Here is a 20,072-nt window from a genome sequence, read left to right as displayed (position 1 = left end):
CAATTCACCCCAGTGAGGATTTTCCTGCTGGTGTGGGTTTGCCTTTGGAGCGGCGTCTTGGCCGAAGACTCGCCCTATCTGGTGAAGTCGTGGACGACCGCCGACGGGCTGCCCCAGAACACGGTGGAGGCGATCGCGCAGACCTCCGATGGCTACATCTGGGCGGGAACCCGGGGCGGCTTGGCGCGCTTCGATGGCGTCCAATTCACCTCCTACGGTCTCGCCGATGGCCTGAAGAGTGTCTACATCGTGGACCTGCTCGAGGACGGCGGAAGCGGCCTGTGGATCGCCACCGCCGGGGGCGGGCTCAGTCACTATCAGGAGGGTGCCATCACGACCCTGACGACGACCGAGGGACTCGCGCAAAACACGGTGCTGGCACTGGCCAAGACCCGGGACGGCAGCTTGTGGGTGGGCGGCAGCCGCGGTCTCCAGCGCCTCGAGTCGGGGCGCTTCACCATGATCGGCGAGGCCGAAGGATTGGCACCGGGAGTCGTGAGCGGACTCGCCACGGATCGGGACGGAGTGTTGTGGGTCGCCACCGATCACAACCTCTACCGGATGAGGGAAGGCCGCTTCGAGGCGGTCCCGGGACCGGGTGGAACGCTTCTCCTGATGCCCTACCTGCTGGCGGATCGCGAAGGATTCCTGTGGGCCAGCATCGGAAACGGCAGGATCCTCCGCTACCGGGAGGGTGCTTGGGCGGAGTTCAACCAGGAGCAGGGCGTGCCCTTCCAAGTTGTCTATAGCCTCACGGAAGGCGCGGATGGGGCGATCTGGGCGGGCTCCGGGGAGAGCGGGCTCCACGTCTTGCGCGATGGCCGTTTCCAGCCGGTGGCCGGGAACGGGGAACTGGATCCCGCGGTACGGGAGGTGAAAACAAGCCGCGACGGAATCATCTGGGTGGGGACACGCGCGGGCGGACTGAGCCGCGTGACGCCGCGCTTGCTCGATTCGTATGCAGTGGGCGAACCGGGGCGGCAGGGCCAGGTCAACGGCCTGAGCGAAGACCCGGACGGCCAGCTCTGGGTGACCACCTATGGAGGCGGCCTCTTCCACGGGCCCAAGGACGGCTTGAAGGGCCTCCCGGGAGGGGTGACCCCGGGGAATCCCTTCCTGCACTCCGGATTGAGGATGCGCAACGGCGACTCCTGGTTCCTCGGCCCCGGGCAACTCCTGAAGAAGAGAGCGGGCGAAGACCTGCCTCAACAGATCCCGGCAAAAACAGAGTCGTGGATATCAGCCCGCGAAGATGAAGCAGGGACGCTCTGGCTGGGGACCGCCGGCGGCGAGTTGTGGCGAGTGGCGGGCGATGTCCCCGATGCGGTGGAGGGCGGGTCATTCGGCGCGCCGATCGTTTCGCTGGCCAGCGAAGGTCAGGCGCTCTGGCTCACCACCTTCGGCAAGGGTTTGTTCCGCTGGGAAGCCGGGCAGTCGCGGCACTGGGGGGTGGAGGAAGGACTCCCCACCGCCATGCTGCAGGCCCTGCATCGCGATGCCGCGGGCACGCTCTGGATCGGGACCGCGGGCGGCGGCCTGGCGTGGTTGAGGGACGGGGAGATCCGTTCGATCGATGCCCGGCAGGGGCTCGGTGACAATTCCATCGTGCAGATTCTCGAAGACGATGGCGGCCACCTCTGGCTCGGCTGCCATCGCGGGATCTTCCGCGTGACGAAGCGCGAGATCGAGGATGTGGCGGCAGGCCGGACGGATGCGGTGCACCCGCTGGCTCTGGACGAAGCCGACGGGATGCCGGTGGCGGGATGCACGGGCGGCTATTCGCCGGCGGGATTGCGGACGCGGGACGGCACCCTGCTCTTCCCGACGGTGAGCGGTCTGGTGGAAGTGGATCCGAAACGCTTCCAGGAAGAGAATGCCCCGCCGGTGCTGCTGATCGAAGACGTGCTGTTGAACGGCAGCCGCATCGGCAGCAGGAGCGATGGATTCGTCGTGCCGCCGGGCCCGCGGGAGTTGGAGATCCGCTACACGGCGTTCGCATATTCCAAGCCCTCCAAGATCCGCTTCCGCTACCGCCTCGAAGGCCTCGACAAGGGCTGGACCGAAGCCGGCAGCCTGCGCTCCGCGCGATTTCCCCTGCTCCCCCCGGGCACTTACCGCTTCCTGGTGAGCGCCGCGAATCCCGACGGACGGTGGTCCGGGCCGGTCAGCGGCGTGAGCTTCACGGTGAAGCCGTTCTTCTGGCAGACCCCTTGGTTCCGCGCGGGCATGGTGGCGCTGCTGATGACCACCGGGGGCCTGCTCGCCGCCTGGCGTTCCCGCTCCCGGCTGCGCCGCTCCCAGGAGCGCGAGCAACTGGCGCGGGCGGAAGCCGAGTCCCAGCAGCATCTCAATGAAGTGGCGCACCTGACCCGGGTGGCCACGCTGGGGGAACTCTCATCCGCCCTGGCGCATGAACTGAATCAACCGCTCGCTGCCATCCTCGGGAATGCCCAGGTGGCGCGCCGCGACTTGCGGGACGGCCCGCCGGATCTGACCGAGACCGCCGCAATTCTCGACGACATCGCGGACGATGCGAAGCGGGCCGGCGGCATCATCCACGGGATGCGCGCGATGTTCAAGAAGGAGGCTGCCCCGGAGCCGCAGGCGGTGGATCTGAACGAAGCGGTGACCCAGACGATGGGCTTGCTGCACAGCGAGATCGTGGGACGGAAGGTGAAGATGGACCTGCATTTGAGTGAGAACCTGCCCCCTGCCCAAGCGGGACGCGTGGAGATCCAGCAGGTGCTGATCAATCTGGTCCTGAACGCCCTCGATGCGATGAATGGCAGCCCGGAAGGCGGGCGGATCGTGGTCGTCACGAGCTTGCAGGACGTCGACAAAATCGAACTAAGCGTACATGATGGCGGCCCGGGAATCCCGCCGGAAATGATAGATCGCCTGTTCGAACCTTTCGTATCCACGAAGCATGGAGGCTTAGGCTTGGGCCTTGCGATCAGCCGAGGCATCGCCGGGAGATTCCACGGTAAGTTGTTGGCAGAGAATCACCCGGAAGGCGGGGCAGTATTCAGGCTCATACTACCAATTTCGGACACATGAGATATGCCTTGGCAAGCGGCGGGTGTGTGTTGCAGACTGCAACAGTCGCGCCATGATCGAGGATCTGTCAGCACCTACTGTCTATATCGTCGATGACGAGGCATCCGTATGCCGCTGCCTCGCGCGGATGGTGCGGCAGGCGCGTTTGGAAGCGCGGACCTTCTCCTCGGCGGAGGAGTTCCTCGCGGCGCGGCCTGCGCCTTGGCCGCATGCGGCATGCTTGATTCTCGATTTGCAGATGCCCGGGTTGGGCGGCTTGGAATTGCAGCAGGCACTCGCCTCCGATCTCGCTCCCTGTCCCGTCATCTTCATCAGCGGCAATGGTGATATTCCCTCGACCGTGCAGGCGATGCGCCAGGGTGCGGTGACCTTCCTGACGAAACCTTTCGATGACCAAGACCTCTTGAAGGCGGTCCGCGATGCCATCGAGACCCATCGCACCCTGATCGAATCCACTTCCCAAGTCCAGTTGCTGCGCCGCCAGATCGACTCGCTCACCGAGCGTGAGCGCGAGGTGATGGCGTGGGTCATTTCCGGTGCCTTGAACAAGCAGATCGCGGACGAACTCGGCATCGCGGAGCAGACCGTGAAGGTCCACCGCGGCCGGGTGATGGAAAAGATGCATGTCGTCTCCGTGGCGCAATTGGTGCGGATCAGCGTTGCCGCCGGTTTCGAAGCGGCATTGAAGCAAGGGGTCTAACAACTTCCACGATGAAGGTCCGGCAATTCGCGAAGTATCTAACAATCCTCACGGGGATCCTGCCGCTCTCCGGGTGCATCACCGAACGAACGGTCACCCAAGGCGGCCAAAAGGTGGAACAAGGCTTGGTCGTCAAACGCCCGCTCAAGGAAGCTTTGGAAAACTCCCGGTGATGTGAAAGAGTGGCTGGACGCTGGCCTGCCTTCCTTGCCGCCTAAGGTCCAATGCCTTTAAGGATCTGCCTTCCGCGGCTCCGCCGCCGTGGACTGCGCGCAGCCTGCTGCCGCTGTCCCGATGCAGCCTGCTGCGAGGGGCGCTGCAAAGGCGAAGCACGGGGAATGACGAGCCGCGGACGAAACGAGATACGGAATACTCCCGTGCTTCACGGCAGCAGACTGCCTGCCTACAGCGGCAGCGGGCTGCACGCAGTCCACGGTCGCTACGCGACTGCCGTTTTTGGACATGCGCCGGCGAATCCTTACAGGTATTGGTCTACAGCCGTCCCGGCAGCCTCATCAAGTCCCCCGCCAGCTCGCTGCTGCGTACGAAGTGACAGCGCGGCATCGCCCCGGGCCTCTCCCGGCAGATGACCACCGCGGACGCCTCGATCCCCGCCCGGTTCAGCCGCATCAGCAAGCGCGCCCGGGCCTTCGACCAGCCGGCGAATACGCACAGGCAGCCCGCCAGATCGTCCGAGTGCCGCTGCACCAGCCGCGCCAGCGAATCGTAATCCTCCCTCGGCCCGACCTCGACCCCGGCCAGCACCTCCAGCAGGGTCTCCGCCCGCGCGATTCCCTGCCCCGCCGTCACCACCCGCTCGTGCCCCGCGATGAACATCAGGTCGATCAGCGATTCCGACGCATCGACCGACACCACGAAGGATGCGGCCACCGACACCGCATCTTCGAACAGCCCCTCATCCCCCGCCGCGGGGAAGGTATCCAGGATCAGCCCGTGGCGCGGGAAAAACGTGTCCTCCAATTCCTTGACCACCGGCTTCCCGGTCCGCGCCCAGGTCGGCCAATGGATCAGCCGCAGCGGATCGCCCGGCTGGTAGTCCCGCAGCCCGGTGAATTCCCCGGTCGCCCCGGCATGCCGCGCGGTCGCCTCGCCGCCCGGCTGGAAGCGCGCGCTGCCGGGCAGCTCGAAGCGCGGCAGCGGATAGCGCCGCGGCAGCACCGCCACGCTCGCCGCCGGAGCCGGCACCTTCCGGCTGCGCTGGAGCAGTCCCAGCGGATCCGGCAGCACCAGCCGCAGGTCGTTCAGCCGGATCAAGCCGCGCCGCTGGGGCACCATCGTGATCGCCACCTTCGCCGTCCGCTGCGCCTTGACCAGCGCTACCGGCTCACTGCGACCGCCGTCGAACAAACGCCGCGTATCGCACAGCCATGCCCACCGGTAGTAGGCCAGCCAGCGGTCATAGAGGTTGCGCTTCTCCTCCCCCGGCTCCCGGCTATGCAGGAAAAGCTCTTGGGACGGCCGCGGATCGGCACCCGTCTCCATCAATTCGAAGCTCCGCAAATCCTTCTTCCGCAGGTTCCGCAAGCTCACGTGGTAGGTGAAGGACTGCCCCGCCGTCACGTGCGCCGGCAGTTCCCGCGTCGCCGCCACCCGCGCCCGCCGCAGCGGCAGGGACAGCGCCGCCACCAGCAGCAGCCCGACGGCGAAGGAAAAGGACTGGAACACCGGCGTATCCGGATTCCCCCCTGCCGCCCCCGCCGCCACGATGATCACGATCAGCAGCCCGACCCCCGCCGGCCGGATCCGCCGCCGCAGGAAGTGGTTGATCGCCGTGCCGCGCGAATAAACCCAATACTGGTGCCCGCGGAAGTAGTCGCCGAGCCAACTTCTCCCCGTCTCCTTCCCGGATTCACCTGATTTCCCGCCCGCCATGCTCGCTTCTCCCCAAGCTCGCCCGGGAATCCCCAACCGCCAAGGTCAAACGTCGTCCGCACGCGCCCACGACTCTTCGTCCCACCGGGACGACTTATAAAAGCCCCGCACGCAGCGCCGTGTAAGCATCGATTCAAGATCGTGTCCTGTAGAGACACCTTATGCGGGGCAGATGCCGCCGACCGCACCGCTTCCGCAGCGTAGGAGCCCCGCGTAGGCCGAACGTGGGGCGGGCCGGAGCATCACCTGCTCGGGAGTCAGGGAAGTCGATTGCCTTCGCCCGCGTTAACCTCCTTAATTTGACCAAACTAGGGCAGGTACAAAATGGCGATCGAGAGAACTTTTCACGATATTCCCGAGGGCAAGCTCAGCGAGGCAGATCAACAGGCAGTCTTGGTCAGCATGGGCTGGTCGCACGCTGACGGCTGGCCAGAATTGCTGCGTTCCAAACGCATCTTAATCATCTCCGAAGCGGGTGGCGGCAAAACCTACGAGTGCCGTGCACAGCGTCAGCGACTCTGGGATGAAGGTGAACCCGCCTTTTTCCTCGAGCTGGCGACCTTGGCTTCAAGCGACGTACGCTCGATGCTCGACCACGACGAGGAGGTTCGTCTCGAGGCCTGGCTCGCGGCTCAGTCAGATATTGCCACTTTCTTCTTGGATTCTTTTGACGAACTCAAGCTCAGCCTCGGCTCGCTTGAGCAAGCTCTAAAACGGTTGAACAAGGCCATCGCCGGGCAACTGAACCGCGCTCGCATAATCATTACAACTCGTCCAATCCCATTTGACGAACTGCTTGTACGGCGTCTTCTGCCCATTTCGCCAACCCCGGCAATCGAGATCGAAGTCAGCGCAGACACCTTCGCTCAGGTCGCCATGCACGGCCGCCCCAAGGGACAAGACTCCATTCAAGAGAACGTTCCAAAAGACTGGCGCACCGTCGCACTCATGCCCTTGTCGGATGCACAGATCGCAGAATTTGCACGTGCCGAGCGAGTGGATGATCCTGAAGCTCTGTTGGCAGATTTGCGGCGACGCAATGCCGAGGAATTTGCACGCCGCCCCCAAGATTTGATCGAGCTCTGCGCCGACTGGCGAGATTCTAATCGCATCCGAACCCACCGGGAGCAGGTCGAGGCAAACATCCGGATCAAACTCAAGCCGCGCGAAGATCGACCCGAACCCGCTGAGCTGTCGGTTGACAAAGCAATCGAGGGCGCTAGCCGCCTGGCGCTAGCCATGATGGTCACTCGACGTCTCACCCTACGGCACAGCGCGGAGGCAGATATCGGCAGAGAGGATGTCGCCTTTGATCCTTCGGTGATTCTCTCCAATTGGAGCCCCGACGAGCGCAAAGCACTGCTGGAGCGACCCTTGTTTGGTTTCGCCTCCTACGGACGTGTGCGCTTCCATCATCGGTCTGTCGCTGAGTATTTGGCTGCGACGCGAATTCAAACGTTGCGGTCGCAGGGGATGTCGGCAAGCGCCTTGAAACGACTCATCTTTGCCGATACTAGGGGACGGACTATCGTCCGCCCTTCGAAACGCTCCATTGCCGGGTGGCTGGCTCTCGAGGAGAGTTTGATCTTCGAAACGTTACGCGATTGTGAACCAGCGGTCCTACTCAACGAAGGCGATCCCGCATCGTTGATCCCATCGCGTCGAAGCCAAGCGCTGCGGTCTTACGTCACATGTTACGGTCATGGGGGCTGGCGGGGGCTAAACGTTCCGCAGATTCAAATTCATCGGTTCGCTTCGCCTGAATTGGGAGCAGAGATCTATCATCTCTGGACACAAGGCATAGAGAATCCCGAAATTCGCGAGCTACTGCTTCAACTGATCGAGTCCGGTCGAATAACAGAATGTTTAGGAATTGCGCAGGATACTGTCGTTAACACGAAACTCACTACTTCGGAACGCCTTGCCGCCGTTGAAGCTTTGGTGGCAATGGATCACCCAGATTTGGGAACGATCACCAGCAAAATTGCGGAGGACGAAGCACTCTGGCCTTACGATCTTGCTCGCGAGGTTGCTTTGCGGCTTTTTCCTAAACACCTCAGTATCAAAATTTTCTGCCAAATTCTAACACAAACTCGCGAAAGAGACGAAGAGAGCCTTAGCAACATTAGCTGGCGGCTCGTCCCGCTAATTGTAGAAGCTAATTTAGATGCTCCCAACTTGGAAGCACTACGCGATGAATTCTACAGACTGGCGTCACAGAGGTTAGTTTGGGAGAACGAGTGGGAGGATATTCTTTCAGATCATCCTCAATTGAGCGTCGGCCTGGCATCTGTCTGCATTCGAGGAATTAGCACAGGCATAACAGACGAATGGTTGCGCGCTAGCGCGCTCGCCCTCCGATTATCCCGACCTTTAGATGGCGGTAGAGAAGTTTTTGAGCAGCTGGAAAGTCTCCTCGGCAAGTTGCCAGCAGATATTAACGAGAAGCTCTTCTGGATCGAAGACGGGCTCCTTCAGTCGATCCAACCGGCTACTATCCCGTGGAAGCGCTACGCCCGGGTTGCCCTTCGGGGAACAGCAAAGATCAACCAGAAACGCGATGGGGATTGGATCAGGGCGGCTCTCGCCAGCCGTATCCGATCAACATCAGATCGCGCGATGCTCTTGGAAGGCGCGATGCGGCTCTCGCCTAGTAGGGAGGAATGGGAGGACTACATGTTGGGGCTCAAACCCCTTGTCGCAGATCAGCCGGAACTTGTAGCGGTGATTGAGGACCGATTGAAGCCTTCACCAGACGATGAAGAGACCAAGCGCTGGGAAGCCGAAGAAGCCGAGCGTCAAGAACAGCGAAAGCGTCAGGAAAATGAAGCTCGTGCAAGCTGGGTGACATTCTGGAGTGAGGTGGTGGAGCGACCCGATTCCGTGTTTTCTAAAGATCGGAGTGACAATACCGTATGGCATCTTTGGAAAGTGATGCGAAAAGCTGATAAAGAGAGCCATGCGTCGGGTTGGAATCGACGCTTCATCGAAGCGCAATTTGGAAAAGAGACTGCGGATCGTTTACGGCGAACCCTTATGGACCAATGGCGCAGTGACCGACCATCCCTAGAGAGCGAGCGTCCGGAAGATCAAAAAAACTCATATCTCGTGCGTTGGCAACTCGGTCTCGCTGCTATCTATGCAGAAGCAGAGGATCCACTATGGGCGACGAAGCTGTCAGCAGAGGAAGCCAAGCTAGCCGTTCGCTATGCAATGATCGAATTAAACAAGTTGCCCTCTTGGATGGAGTCGCTCGTGGAAGCTCATCCTGAGGCAGTGAGCTCAATAGTTGGCCAAGAGCTGAAGTCGGATCTTGAACGGGAAGAGCATTCGCAATGGCATTCCATGCTTTTGCAGAAGATCGGAAGAGGTCCCGGACCAGTGATTGCAGCCCTCCTTCCCTGCCTTCTTGAATGGTTCGACCTCAACAATACCTCCGCGGGTAGCAAAGAAGCTGGTGCAGCAGATCGGCTCCAATCAGTGTCTCATCTATTAGAGAAACATGGTGATCGAGACACGCTGCTGCATTTGAGAACTCTCGCTCGCGAGCGTCTTGTTGAAGATCCTTCTCCGCCGTTCGCCCGTGTCTGGCTACAACTTCTCATGCGATTCGACCCGGGAGCAGGAGTCGAAGCTCTCGAAAATCGAATTCGTACGATTGAGCCAGCGAAGCGAAGCGAGGCGGTGACCTTGTTAGGAACTATCTTCGGAGGTTTCTTGGGAGCGCGTAATAGCGGTGTTAGTCTAACTGACTCTCGATTCACTCCGCCGATCCTGCTCCGCCTGCTGCGTCTCTCCTACCAGCATGTCCGTCCTGAAGACGATGAAAAACATCAGGGTGCATATTCCCCTGACGAGCGCGACGATGCTGAGCGCTTCAGGGGGACCATCGTCAATGTCCTGCTCCAAGCCAAAGGCGAGGAGGCTTGGGCAGCGAAGTTAGAAATGGCAGCGGAACCGGTTTGCTCGCATTTCAAGGACCGAATTCTCGCTGTAGCCGAGGAGTCTTGGGCCGAAGAAATTGATGCCTTGGCATTTAACGACACACAGGCCATCGCTCTCGACAGAACTGGCGAAGCTCCGCCGTCAACAAACGAGGCGATGTTCGGCATCATGGTAGACCGACTGGAAGATATTGACGATCTACTGCTCCGCGATGTGTCGCCGCGCGAGGCCTGGGCCGGATTTACCGACGAAAGAGTGATGCGCCGTGAGATTGCCCGCGAACTCACTAACCACGCCAACGGCGTTTACAAGGTCGACCAAGAGGCCGCTACCGCAGACGAAAAAGAGACCGACATTCGATTGCGCTCCACCGCGTCAGCCCATGAGGCCGTCATTGAATTAAAGCTGGCGGATGGGCGCTCTGCACGCAACTTGCGTGACACGCTCAAAGATCAGCTTGTCACCAAATATATGGCCGCCGAGACCAGCCGGTCGGGTTCACTTATGTTCACCCTAGCCAAGGAGCGACGGTGGGAGCACCCCGACAACGGCTCATCCATCGACTTTACCGAACTTGTAACACTACTTCGTGAGGAGGCAAACCGGCTCATGAGCGATCTCGGCGGAACTCTTCGTCTCCATATACATCCGTTGGACCTTCGTCCCCGGCTGACGACGGAGGCGAAGCAGCCCAAGGCTCAATAAGACTCAAAGAAGACGCGCTAGGAGTGGTACTCCTGGATCGACTTCACCGTCAGCTCCCGCTCCTTCAAGGACCGGATCGCCCTCACGGACGCCACCGCCGCCGCCAGGTTCGTGCAATGGCTCACCTTGTTCGCCACCGCCCCGGAGCGGATCTTCACCTCGTCCTCGCGCGCCGCATGGCCGCTCGGCGTGTTGATGATGAAGTGGATCTCCCGGTTCTTCATCATGTCGATCACGTGCGGCCGGCGCCCTTCGTTCAACTTGAACAAGCGGTGGCAGGGAATCTTCTCCGCCATCAGGCGATCGCAGGTCCCGCCCGTCGCATAAATCTGGAATCCTAGCTCCGCCAGCTCCCGCGCGATTCCCATCGCCTCCGGCTTGTCGCGGTCCGACACCGAAAGGAACACATTCCCCGTGGTCGGCAGCGGGTTGAAGGCGCTGATCTGGCTCTTCGCGTAGGCCATCCCCAGATCCGCGTCGATGCCCATGACCTCGCCGGTCGAGCGCATCTCCGGACCCAGCACGATGTCGATCCCCGGGAAGCGGTTCCACGGGAACACCGCCTCCTTCACCGAGAAATGCTCCGGGATCACCGTCTCGGTGAAGCCCAGCTCCGGCAGCGTCTTGCCGACCATGATCTGCGCCGCATACTTCGCCAGCGGCACGCCCGTCGCCTTCGAGACGAAGGGCACCGTCCGCGAGGCCCGCGGATTCACCTCGATCACGTAAAGCTGCTCGTCCTTCACCGCGAACTGGATGTTCATCAGGCCCTTCACCTCCAGCTCCCGCGCCAGCTCCTTGGCCGCGCGGACGATCTCCTCCTTGATCGGCTCGGAAAGCGAATACGCCGGGATCACGCAGGCCGAGTCCCCGGAGTGGATCCCCGCCGGCTCGATGTGCTGCATGATCGCACCTACCACGGACATCGTACCATCCGAGATGCAGTCGACATCGATCTCGACCGCACCTTCCAGGAAGCGGTCCACCAGCACCGGCCGGTCCGGCGAGACGTCCACCGCCTCACGCATGTAGCGCCGCAATTCCGGCTCTTCATAGACGATCATCATCGCCCGCCCGCCGAGCACGAAGGACGGCCGCACCAGCACCGGATACCCGATCCGCTGGGCAATCACCGCCGCCTCGTCTTCCGAAACCGCCGTGCCCGCTTCCGCCTGCTTCAGCCCGAGCTTGTCGAGCAGGGCCGAGAAATGCTTCCGGTCTTCCGCCGCCTCGATGCTCTCCGGGGAGGTCCCGATGATCGGCACGCCGTGCCGCTTCAGGTCCGCCGCCAGGTTCAGCGGCGTCTGCCCGCCGAACTGCACGATCACGCCGTGCGGCTTCTCCTGGTCGCAAATGTTCAGCACGTCTTCCAGCGTCAGCGGCTCGAAGAACAGCTTGTCCGAGGTGTCGTAGTCCGTCGAAACCGTCTCCGGATTCGAGTTCACCATGATCGTCTCGTAGCCCAGCTCCTTCAGCGCGAAGGCCGCGTGCACGCAGCAGTAGTCGAACTCGATCCCCTGGCCGATCCGGTTCGGACCGCCACCCAGGATGATGATCTTCTTCTTGTCCGATTCCCGCGCCTCGTTCTCGTCGCCGTAGGTCGAGTAGAAGTAAGGCGTGAAAGCCTCGAACTCCGCCGCACAGGTATCCACCAGGCGGTAGGTCGGGATGATTCCGCGCGCCTTCCGCTCGGCGCGGATCGTGTCCTCGGTCGGCACATCGACCACCGCGCCCTCGGGCTCCGCACGCGGCGGCGCTCCGGCAGGCTGGTCCTTCTCCCCGTGGATCGAGGCATCATGGATCGCCGGCGCATGCGCCCGCGCCATCGCGATCTGCCGGTCGGAGAATCCAAGCCGCTTCGCATCCTTCAGATCCAGCGTCGCGAGGTTCTTTCCTTCGTCCGCGATCTCCTTGAACTGATACAAGAACCACGGGTCGATCGCCGTCGCTTCGAAAACCTCGTCGATCGTCCAGCCGGTCATGAAGGCCGTCTGCAACCAGAAGATCCGCTCCGCATTCGGCACCGCCAGCTTGCGCTCGATGTCGTCGCGCGTCGCGCCGTGCACGTCCTTCTTGTCGAAGCCGAAGCCCCAGCGCCCCGTCTCCAGCGAGCGCAGCGCCTTCTGCATCGATTCCTTGAAGGTCCGTCCGATCGCCATCGCCTCGCCCACCGACTTCATCGAGGTCGTCAGCACCTGGTTCGCCGTCGGGAACTTCTCGAAAGTGAAGCGCGGCACCTTCGTCACCACATAGTCGATCGTCGGCTCGAACGAAGCCGGCGTCTCACGCGTGATGTCGTTCGGCAGTTCGCCCAAGGTATATCCGACCGCCAGCTTCGCCGCGATCTTGGCAATCGGGAAACCGGTCGCCTTCGAGGCCAGCGCGGAAGAACGCGAGACCCGCGGGTTCATCTCGATCACGATCATCCGGCCCGAAACCGGATCGATCGCGAACTGGATGTTCGACCCGCCCGTCTCCACGCCGATCTCCCGGATCACCGCGAACGACGCATCCCGCATGATCTGATACTCGCGGTCCGTCAGGGTCTGGATCGGCGCCACCGTGATCGAGTCACCGGTGTGCACGCCCATCGGATCAATGTTCTCGATCGAGCAGATGACCACGCAGTTGTCCGCGCGGTCCCGCATCACTTCCATCTCGAATTCCTTCCAGCCGAGCAGCGATTCCTCGATCAGCACTTCGGACACCGGGGAGAGATCCAGCCCGCGGAAAACGATCTCCTCGAATTCCTCCCGGTTGTAAGCGATCCCCCCGCCCTGCCCGCCCAGCGTGAACGCCGGCCGGATGATCAGGGGAAAATTTTTCCCGGTATACTCGGCGATCTGCTCGGCCACCACCCGGCCTTCCTCCATCGTGTGCGCCGTCCCGGACTGCGGCACATCCAGGCCGATCTTGAGCATCGCGTCCTTGAAGCGCTGGCGGTCCTCGCCCTTGTCGATCGCGTCGGCATTCGCCCCGATCATCGTCACGTTGTATTTGTCCAGCACCCCGGACTTGAACAGCGACATCGAGGTATTCAGCGCCGTCTGCCCGCCCAGCGTCGGCAGCAGCGCATCCGGCCGCTCCCGCGCGATGATCTTCTCCACCACCTCCGGCGTAATCGGCTCGATGTAGGTCCGGTGCGCGAATTCCGGATCCGTCATGATCGTCGCCGGATTCGAGTTCACCAGCACCACCTCGTAGCCTTCCTCGCGCAGTGCCTTGCAGGCTTGGACCCCGGAGTAGTCGAATTCACAGCCTTGGCCGATCACGATGGGGCCGGAGCCGATGACGAGGATTTTCCGGATCGAGGTATCTTTGGGCATGGCGGGACGGGGACGCAGAAACAATCGGGACTAAGAAATAAAAAGCGCGCAGGGGCGAAATTTCCGGGTGTTTCGCAGGCCACGCCGGGCTTGTAAAGGGTTGGATGCCCGTGATTTTGCCTCCCCTTGGCAGGGGGCCGTTCCCTTCGACGTTCGATGTTGGACGTTCGATGTTCGATGTTCGCCTTTTCCCCCAGTATTGACCCGCTCCCCTCAATGTGATACTTCCAAGTATCACATCATGAAAACCGCCTCCGTCCGCGACCTCCGCTACGACTTCCCGAAAGTCGAAGCCTGGCTGAAAGCCGGGGAGGAAGTCCGCATCACCAAGCGCAACAAGGTTATCGGCACCCTTTCCCCTGAGATCGCCGAGCCTGCCGCAGTCCCTAAATTCGACGTCGTGGCCCATGAGAAGTGGCTGAATGACGTCTGGGGCGACCGCGTGGTCTCCGCCGCGGAATGGGAAGAAATCCGGCAGTGGGAAACGGGCGAGCCATGATCGCCTACCCGGACACGAGCTTCCTGTGCTCCCTCTACCGCAGTCAGGAATTCTCCGCAGCCGCCAGGACTTACCGCGGTGCCATGACCGAACCCTTGTATGCGACGTCGCTGTTGGAGTTCGAGTATATGCAAGCGATCCAGCTACAGGTGTTTCTTCACTCGAACGACCGGACTAAGGGCTACGGGAAGATCGAAGCCCGTAGCATGACCGACATTTGGGAAGCGCATCTCGCGAAAGGAAACATCCAAATCATCCCCTGCGATCTGGACGCTGTCATGCGCCAGGCCACCGCCATCGCCCGCGCCCATACCGCCACCGGCGGACACCGCTCGCTCGACATCCTCCACCTCGCCACCGCCGTCCACCTCGGTGCCAAGGAATTCCTCAGCTTCGACCAGCGCCAGATCGCCCTGGCCCGGCACCTCGGCCTCGCCACCCCTTTTGCTTAGGAAGCGAGCGAACTACAGGAACGGTCCTTCAACGCCCGCCACCAAGGGTAGGTAGTCCCGCCCTCAGGCGGACGAAGCCACCCTCCAAGCCCGCCATCCTCCCGCGGTCCCGCCGCCCTAAAGTGCGGAGACTTGCCACCGCTCTTCTATACGCGATTCGTATCCCGGAACGATCTCAGATCTTAAATTTCAGATCTCATCCCCTACCTGCCCGCCTTCACTCGGTAGATCACGACCTCCTGCGCCGGCACTTCAAAGACCGCCTTGGCGTCCTGCCCCACCTCCAGTTCCCCCGATCTCGCGGCCTTCAATCTCGTCCCCGCCGGAAACCCGGTCGGCAAGCGCAGCGTCCGCTCCTCCCCGGACGCATTCACCACCACCATCACCCGCTCCTTCCCGCTGACCCGCGCGAAAGCGAAGATCCCGTCGTCCGCGGCATCCCCATCGTTGTCCACCCACAGCGGTTCGAAGCGTCCCTCCCGCAGCGCCGGAATCTCCCGCCGCAGCGCCGCCATCCGCGCGATCGTCTTGAAGGAACCGCCCTCGCGGACCTTCCCCATCGCCATCCCGCCGCCGCGCGGGAACAAGGTCATCCGCCCGCTCTCGCTATCCTTGTCCACCCTGCCCTGCTCATCCTGCAGCCCCGTCTCCGCGCCATAGTAAATGCAGGGAATCCCCGGTAGCGCCAGCATCAGCGCCTGCGCCAGCTCGTTGCGCTCCGCCGTCACCCCCTTGACCCGGAAGCGGTTCACCCCGTCGTGATTCTCGATGAAGTTGACCGACTTCTCCCGCGCATTCTTCCCGTCCGCTCCCGGATTCGGATTGTAGAAAGGCAGCCCGTCCCGCTGCCCCGCCTGCAAGTCCGCCATCGCCCGCTCGATCCTACTAGCTTTGCCGTAGTTCCCATCCTCCTGCCGCAGGTAGCTCCGCAGCGCGCTGCACAGGCCGAAATCCAGCACCGAATCGAGACCCGGATCCTTCTTCCCATCCGCCCGCCACGTGTAGCTGCCGGTCTTCGCCGGATCGCCATCGTAGACCTCGCCGAAGATCAGCTTGTCCTTCGCCCGCGCGCCCAGCCGCTTCCGCAGCCGCCCGGTGAAGGCATCCCAGAACTCCCGGTGCACGTGCTTCACCGTATCCACCCGCAATCCATCGACCCCCACCTCTAACAAGTAGAACGCGTGGATCTCCACGAACTCGTCCACCAGCCGCTCGAAGTTCGCGCTGCCCGGTGCCGTCCACAAGTCGCGCAGCGTATGGAAGTCGCACTCCATCTCCTCCCCGTCCGTCTTCCCCAGGCCCCCGCCCGAGAACCCTTTCCGCCCGTAGCTGCCCAAGTCCGCCAGCACCCCCGTCGTCGCGATGCTCTTCCCTAACAAGGTGCGCGGCCCGTCCGGCATCGTCCGCGCCATGTTCCACTGCGGCAGCGACACCCACTGCGCGTTGCCATAGTAGCCGTCCTTCTTGAAGGGCTGCGTCCACTCCTCCCGCGACTTCTGATCGAAGGCCCCATTCCCGTTCGCATCGTAATAGAACACCGGCCCCGCGTGGTTCAGCACCACATCCTGCACCACCTTCAGCCCCTTCGCATGCGCCAGCGCCACGAAGTCCCGGTAGTGCCGCATCCGGCCCTCCGCACCCTCCGGATACGCCGTGCCATCCAGCGCCGCCGCACTCGTCAGGTGCGGATCGATGTCCAAAAAATCCTGCGCCCAGTACCCGTGGTAGCCGCTGCTCCAATGCCCCTCGGCCCCCGAGCGCCACACGTTCCGCACCGGCGGCGTGATCCACAGCGCCGTCACCCCCAGCTCCTTGAAATACCCGCCGCGGATCGCCAGCTCCAGCCCGCGCAGATCTCCGCCATGATAGCGCCCGATCTCCTTCTGCGCCGGATCATACAGCGCCGGATCGCTCCCCTCCGGCACATTGTTCGCCGGATCGCCGTCATGGAAGCGATCCGTCAGCGCGAAGTACATCACCTCCTCCGTCCAGGGCCGTGCCCCGGCAGACAGCGGAAGAAGAAGGAAAACAGCAGCAGCAAGCACACGCATCGTTTCGGCACCCCCTATATGTCTCCCCCCACCCAAGCGTTGCCGGAAAACTTCAAATGCGGCTCCGTCCATGTCTCTTGCATCGCAGATCGCCCGGGATCGTTCTACTGCCGCCGTACACCTTCTGGGGAGTACCTTCAATGGGGGAACCTTTGTGCCCCGTTTTGGGGGACGGGTGGTCGCCCCGAAATGGGGGACACCCCCCGTCCCGTTCCGGGGGGCGGGTCCTAACCGCTTCCGGACCGGCTTGCTTTAGGCCGCGTTTTCTGCTCTCATGGGGCATGCGGAAGGCGGAACAAATCCTGTTCCCGGTGCCGCTATCACGCGAACATGAAAACCGCCCTCGCCCTCGGACTTCTCACCGCGCTGCCGCTTGCCGCGGCGGAAAAAGAGAAAGACCAGCCGATCGTCGCGATCTACGACCTGGAAGGCACGCTGTCCGAGTCCGGCCGGCCGGAGGCCTCGCTGCTCGGCGGCCTGGGCATGGAAGCGGCCCGCCCGCTGACGCTTTTCGACATCACCCGCAGCCTCGCGAAGGCCGCCGGCGATCCCAACGTGAAGGCGGTCGTGATGGATGCCGACGACGCCGGAATGGGCCTGGCCCAGATCGAGGAGATCCACCGCCGCCTCAAGGCCGTGCGCGCGGCGGGCAAGGATGTGTGGCTCTACAGCGACTCGCTGAGCAACGCCACCGCGCTGCTCGGCTCCGCCGCCAACCACTTCACGCTGATGCCGGAGGGCGACGTGTCCTTCAGCGGCCTCTACTCGGAGTCGATGTATTTCAAGGGCCTGCTCGACAAGGCCGGCGTGGTGGCCGACGTGATCCACATCGGCGACTTCAAGAGCTTCGGCGAGCAGTACTACCGCACCGGCCCGAGCGACTTCGCCAAGCAGCAGTCGGAGGAACTCATCGGCGGGATCTTCGACCAGATCGTCAGCAAGGTTTCCGAGGGCCGCAAGGTGCCTGCGGAGAAGATCCGCTCGCTGGTGGATCTCGGCACCTTCACCACCGAGGAGGCCAAGAAGGCCGGGCTGGTGGACGAGCTGAAGCACCGCACCGACTTCTCCGCCGCGGTCCGCGCGGCGTATGAGGGCGCGGACTTCGACCACGAGTATGCGCTGCCCGACCTCGATGGCCCGGAGATCACCGGGATGTTCGATGTCTTTAAGCTGATGTTCCAGGACGACAAGGCGAAGGGCGCGAAGACCGATTTCGTGGCGGTGGTGAGCCTCGACTCCGATATCTCGAACCAGACGATCGCGCCGGTCCGCGCGGAGATTCTCAAGCTGATCAAGAACGAGCACGCGAAGGCGCTGGTGCTGCGGGTCGACTCGCCCGGCGGCTCCGCGCTGGCCAGCGAGGTGCTATGGGAGGCGACCGATGAATGGAAGGCCAGCGGCCGGCCCTTCATCGTCTCGATGGGTGCGGTGGCGGCCAGCGGCGGCTACTACGTCTCGGCCGGCGGCGACCGGATCTTCGCGGAGGAAGGGACCATCACCGGCTCGATCGGCGTGGTCGGCATGAAAATGGTGCTGAACGGGGCAATGGAGAAGCTGGGCATCACCACCCACGCTACCCAGCGCGGTGCGCGGGCCGGGGCGATGTCGATGTTCAAGCCCTACACCGAAGAGGAGACCAAGATGGTCCGCGACTCGATGCTTTCCGTTTACGGCACCTTCAAGAAGCGCATCGAGAGCGGCCGCGGCGATCGCCTGAAGGGTGAGCTGGAAAGCATGGCCGGTGGCCGTGTCTTCACCGGCACCCGAGCGCTGGAGCTCGGCCTGATCGATGAGATCGGCGGGCTTGGCGAGGCGATCGACTACGCCGCGAAGAAGGCGAATGTGGAAGCCAGCACGGCACGCCTTGTCCCCGAGCCGAAGAGCGCGATCGAGGGTCTCTTCGCGAAGCCGGAGAAGCCCGAGGGCGACGAGATCGTGCGCATGGGCGTGCGGACTTCCCCGGTGCGTGAGGCGGTGGCGGCGACGCTGGACGATGCGAAGCTGGCGGCCTTGCCGAAGCCGGCAAGGGAGGCTTTTGCGCGGGTCTTGAAGCAGATCGACGCCTGCTCGGATTCCGCGGTGCAGTTGATCGGGCCGGAGATTTTTATTCCGCTGAAGTGATCCGGGTCTGGATGGCGTTTCTCAATATTCAAGAGCTGGTACCATTTTCCCGCCGTCCGAAGCAGGCGGCCGACGGCGGCGGAGAAAACCCAACAAGACGCCTGCGCTGCGCACGTGCACCAGGCTGCACAGGTCCAGCCAGGAGATCCTCTCCTTTTTATCCAGCCAGCCGAGGTGGCTGGTGACCGTGAGGTGGCGCTCCTCGATCCTGCCGTGGCCTTTGTCGTGGCTGCTGGCGCGCCACCACCTGACCGGCGGCGGCAGCCCTCCAGCATGAGGGTTAAGGTCTTCACCTCGCGATCATGTAGGCGAAGAAGCCGTCAACATCCCCACTCTAGCAACAAGCAGCGGATATGCACCGACATCCGTCTCCTCGTGCTACTTCACTGGCTCTACGGAACGCCTCGCAACCCGTTTCTACAGGCCAAAGACCAGAGAATCACCGGCCTACGTGCCCCCCTTCAGGGAGCGTAGGCTTATTCGGGCAACCTTGCGTTACTTGCCCCGGGCTATCGACGTTTCTCCCTTCAGGGCATTTGGAGGGAGACCCGTTCGAGATGAAGGGGGGGATCATCAGGTCACTCCGCCGCCGCACCGAGGAAGATCTCGCTCACCTTGTCATCCTTGAAACTGAAAATGACCCCGCCGTAAATTGACCCGGCGACGAAGCTCTTCTCTTCGCCCTTCTCCTTGTCTTTTTCTTCCGCAGGTGGATCCGGCTTGGGATCTCCCGGCTTGGCCGGCCCATCGCCCGGAATCTTCTCCTGCACGTCCCCGTAGGCCTTCTCCACCTCGGCGCGCGTGCTACCGATCTTGATCCCGCGTGCTGTTGCAAGTTTGCAGTCCTTGCCTGCAGTCGCGATGAGGACCGTTTTCGGACCATCCCTTTCCTCGGAGCTCATTTTCAGCGCCACACTGAGTGCGGGGTATTCCCATTCCTCCACCCACTCGCCGATCGCCTCCCACATCTCCGGCTTACCCTTCGACTTGGGCTCGCCGTAAATCTTGATCAGGTCCGCGGCCTTCTGCTGGTGACGAATTTTCCCGATGGATTCCGCCGCAAGCAGCTTGAAGTCATCCGCGCCATTGCTTGCGGCTTCCGCTTCCTTCTCCGCGACGGGGGTGTCGGGAGTTTTACCGGACTCCTCGGCAGGCGCCGGGATGCCGGAAAGGAAGAGAGCCGCGGCGGCGGAGATGACGCACATGAGAGAGGGCGTTTTCATAGGGTGGATAGAACACCCTTCGGTGAACTGGCTAAAAGCGCAAACAGTGATCAGCCGCAGACTTTTCCAGTTGTCCGCCACCCCCCGTCCATCTATCCCG

The 20,072-nt window shown here is 62.5% G+C and carries 11 protein-coding genes; 7 read left to right on the top strand and 4 right to left on the bottom strand.

Annotated elements, in window-relative coordinates; translation table 11 throughout:
• Positions 1–12: 12 nt before the first annotated feature.
• The 3 genes from ABWK72_RS17585 to ABWK72_RS17575 are packed head-to-tail and all read left to right on the top strand — an operon-like array spanning position 13 to position 3,930.
• Positions 13–3,057, top strand: a complete 3,045-nt coding sequence (locus ABWK72_RS17585; protein WP_367870876.1) for a two-component regulator propeller domain-containing protein — start codon at positions 13–15, stop codon at positions 3,055–3,057.
• 52 nt (positions 3,058–3,109) lie between these two features.
• Positions 3,110–3,757 (top strand): response regulator transcription factor, encoded by a 648-nt coding sequence (locus tag ABWK72_RS17580; RefSeq protein ID WP_367870875.1) that lies wholly within the window; start codon positions 3,110–3,112, stop codon positions 3,755–3,757.
• An 11-nt stretch (positions 3,758–3,768) separates the two neighbouring features.
• Positions 3,769–3,930 (top strand): hypothetical protein, encoded by a 162-nt coding sequence (locus ABWK72_RS17575; RefSeq protein ID WP_367870874.1) that lies wholly within the window; start codon positions 3,769–3,771, stop codon positions 3,928–3,930.
• 319 nt (positions 3,931–4,249) lie between these two features.
• On the opposite strand, the gene ABWK72_RS17570 is transcribed toward ABWK72_RS17575, so the two are convergent.
• Entirely contained in the window at positions 4,250–5,650 is a 1,401-nt protein-coding gene (locus tag ABWK72_RS17570; protein WP_367870873.1) for a DUF58 domain-containing protein, read from the bottom strand.
• A 324-nt stretch (positions 5,651–5,974) separates the two neighbouring features.
• On the opposite strand from ABWK72_RS17570, the gene ABWK72_RS17565 reads away from it, so the two are divergent.
• Positions 5,975–10,300 (top strand): NACHT domain-containing NTPase, encoded by a 4,326-nt coding sequence (locus ABWK72_RS17565; protein ID WP_367870872.1) that lies wholly within the window; start codon positions 5,975–5,977, stop codon positions 10,298–10,300.
• 17 nt (positions 10,301–10,317) lie between these two features.
• On the opposite strand, the gene carB is transcribed toward ABWK72_RS17565, so the two are convergent.
• A complete protein-coding gene (gene carB, locus ABWK72_RS17560) occupies positions 10,318–13,626 on the bottom strand; it encodes a carbamoyl-phosphate synthase large subunit (protein WP_367870871.1) in 3,309 nt (1,102 codons plus the stop codon).
• A gap of 241 nt (positions 13,627–13,867) precedes the next feature.
• Here carB and ABWK72_RS17555 point away from each other — a divergent pair, with 241 nt between their 5' ends.
• Positions 13,868–14,125 carry a type II toxin-antitoxin system Phd/YefM family antitoxin gene (locus ABWK72_RS17555; RefSeq protein WP_367870870.1) on the top strand — a complete coding sequence of 86 codons (258 nt, stop codon included), beginning with the start codon at positions 13,868–13,870 and terminating at the stop codon, positions 14,123–14,125.
• Entirely contained in the window at positions 14,122–14,577 is a 456-nt protein-coding gene (locus ABWK72_RS17550) for a type II toxin-antitoxin system VapC family toxin (RefSeq protein WP_367870869.1), read from the top strand. Before ABWK72_RS17555 ends, ABWK72_RS17550 begins: the two co-directional genes overlap by 4 nt.
• 203 nt (positions 14,578–14,780) lie before the next feature.
• Here ABWK72_RS17550 and ABWK72_RS17545 read toward each other — a convergent pair whose 3' ends face one another.
• Positions 14,781–16,628 (bottom strand): alpha-amylase family glycosyl hydrolase, encoded by a 1,848-nt coding sequence (locus ABWK72_RS17545; protein WP_367870868.1) that lies wholly within the window; start codon positions 16,626–16,628, stop codon positions 14,781–14,783.
• A 330-nt stretch (positions 16,629–16,958) separates the two neighbouring features.
• On the opposite strand from ABWK72_RS17545, the gene ABWK72_RS17540 reads away from it, so the two are divergent.
• Positions 16,959–18,749, top strand: coding sequence for a S49 family peptidase (locus tag ABWK72_RS17540; protein ID WP_367870867.1), 1,791 nt, complete (start codon positions 16,959–16,961; stop codon positions 18,747–18,749).
• Between the two features lie 578 nt (positions 18,750–19,327).
• Here the strand turns inward: ABWK72_RS17540 and ABWK72_RS17535 are convergent.
• Positions 19,328–19,972 carry a hypothetical protein gene (locus ABWK72_RS17535; protein WP_367870866.1) on the bottom strand — a complete coding sequence of 215 codons (645 nt, stop codon included), beginning with the start codon at positions 19,970–19,972 and terminating at the stop codon, positions 19,328–19,330.
• Between the last annotated feature and the right edge of the window lie 100 nt (positions 19,973–20,072).

It is taken from the genome of Luteolibacter sp. Populi (assembly GCF_040801775.1).
Lineage (GTDB): Bacteria > Verrucomicrobiota > Verrucomicrobiia > Verrucomicrobiales > Akkermansiaceae > Haloferula.
The sequence above is the reverse complement of the archived record's forward strand: the minus strand, read 5'-3'. Positions and strand labels throughout refer to the sequence as shown.

What these genes read in the sequence shown, in the direction of transcription:
- ABWK72_RS17580 (WP_367870875.1), top strand. Translation starts at nt 3,110, where the DNA reads ATGATCGAGGATCTGTCAGCACCTACTGTCTATATCGTCGATGACGAG.
- ABWK72_RS17575 (WP_367870874.1), top strand. Translation starts at nt 3,769, where the DNA reads ATGAAGGTCCGGCAATTCGCGAAGTATCTAACAATCCTCACGGGGATC.
- ABWK72_RS17570 (WP_367870873.1), bottom strand. Translation starts at nt 5,650, where the DNA reads ATGGCGGGCGGGAAATCAGGTGAATCCGGGAAGGAGACGGGGAGAAGT.
- ABWK72_RS17565 (WP_367870872.1), top strand. Translation starts at nt 5,975, where the DNA reads ATGGCGATCGAGAGAACTTTTCACGATATTCCCGAGGGCAAGCTCAGC.
- carB (WP_367870871.1), bottom strand. Translation starts at nt 13,626, where the DNA reads ATGCCCAAAGATACCTCGATCCGGAAAATCCTCGTCATCGGCTCCGGC.
- ABWK72_RS17555 (WP_367870870.1), top strand. Translation starts at nt 13,868, where the DNA reads ATGAAAACCGCCTCCGTCCGCGACCTCCGCTACGACTTCCCGAAAGTC.
- ABWK72_RS17550 (WP_367870869.1), top strand. Translation starts at nt 14,122, where the DNA reads ATGATCGCCTACCCGGACACGAGCTTCCTGTGCTCCCTCTACCGCAGT.
- ABWK72_RS17545 (WP_367870868.1), bottom strand. Translation starts at nt 16,628, where the DNA reads ATGCGTGTGCTTGCTGCTGCTGTTTTCCTTCTTCTTCCGCTGTCTGCC.
- ABWK72_RS17540 (WP_367870867.1), top strand. Translation starts at nt 16,959, where the DNA reads ATGAAAACCGCCCTCGCCCTCGGACTTCTCACCGCGCTGCCGCTTGCC.
- ABWK72_RS17535 (WP_367870866.1), bottom strand. Translation starts at nt 19,972, where the DNA reads ATGAAAACGCCCTCTCTCATGTGCGTCATCTCCGCCGCCGCGGCTCTC.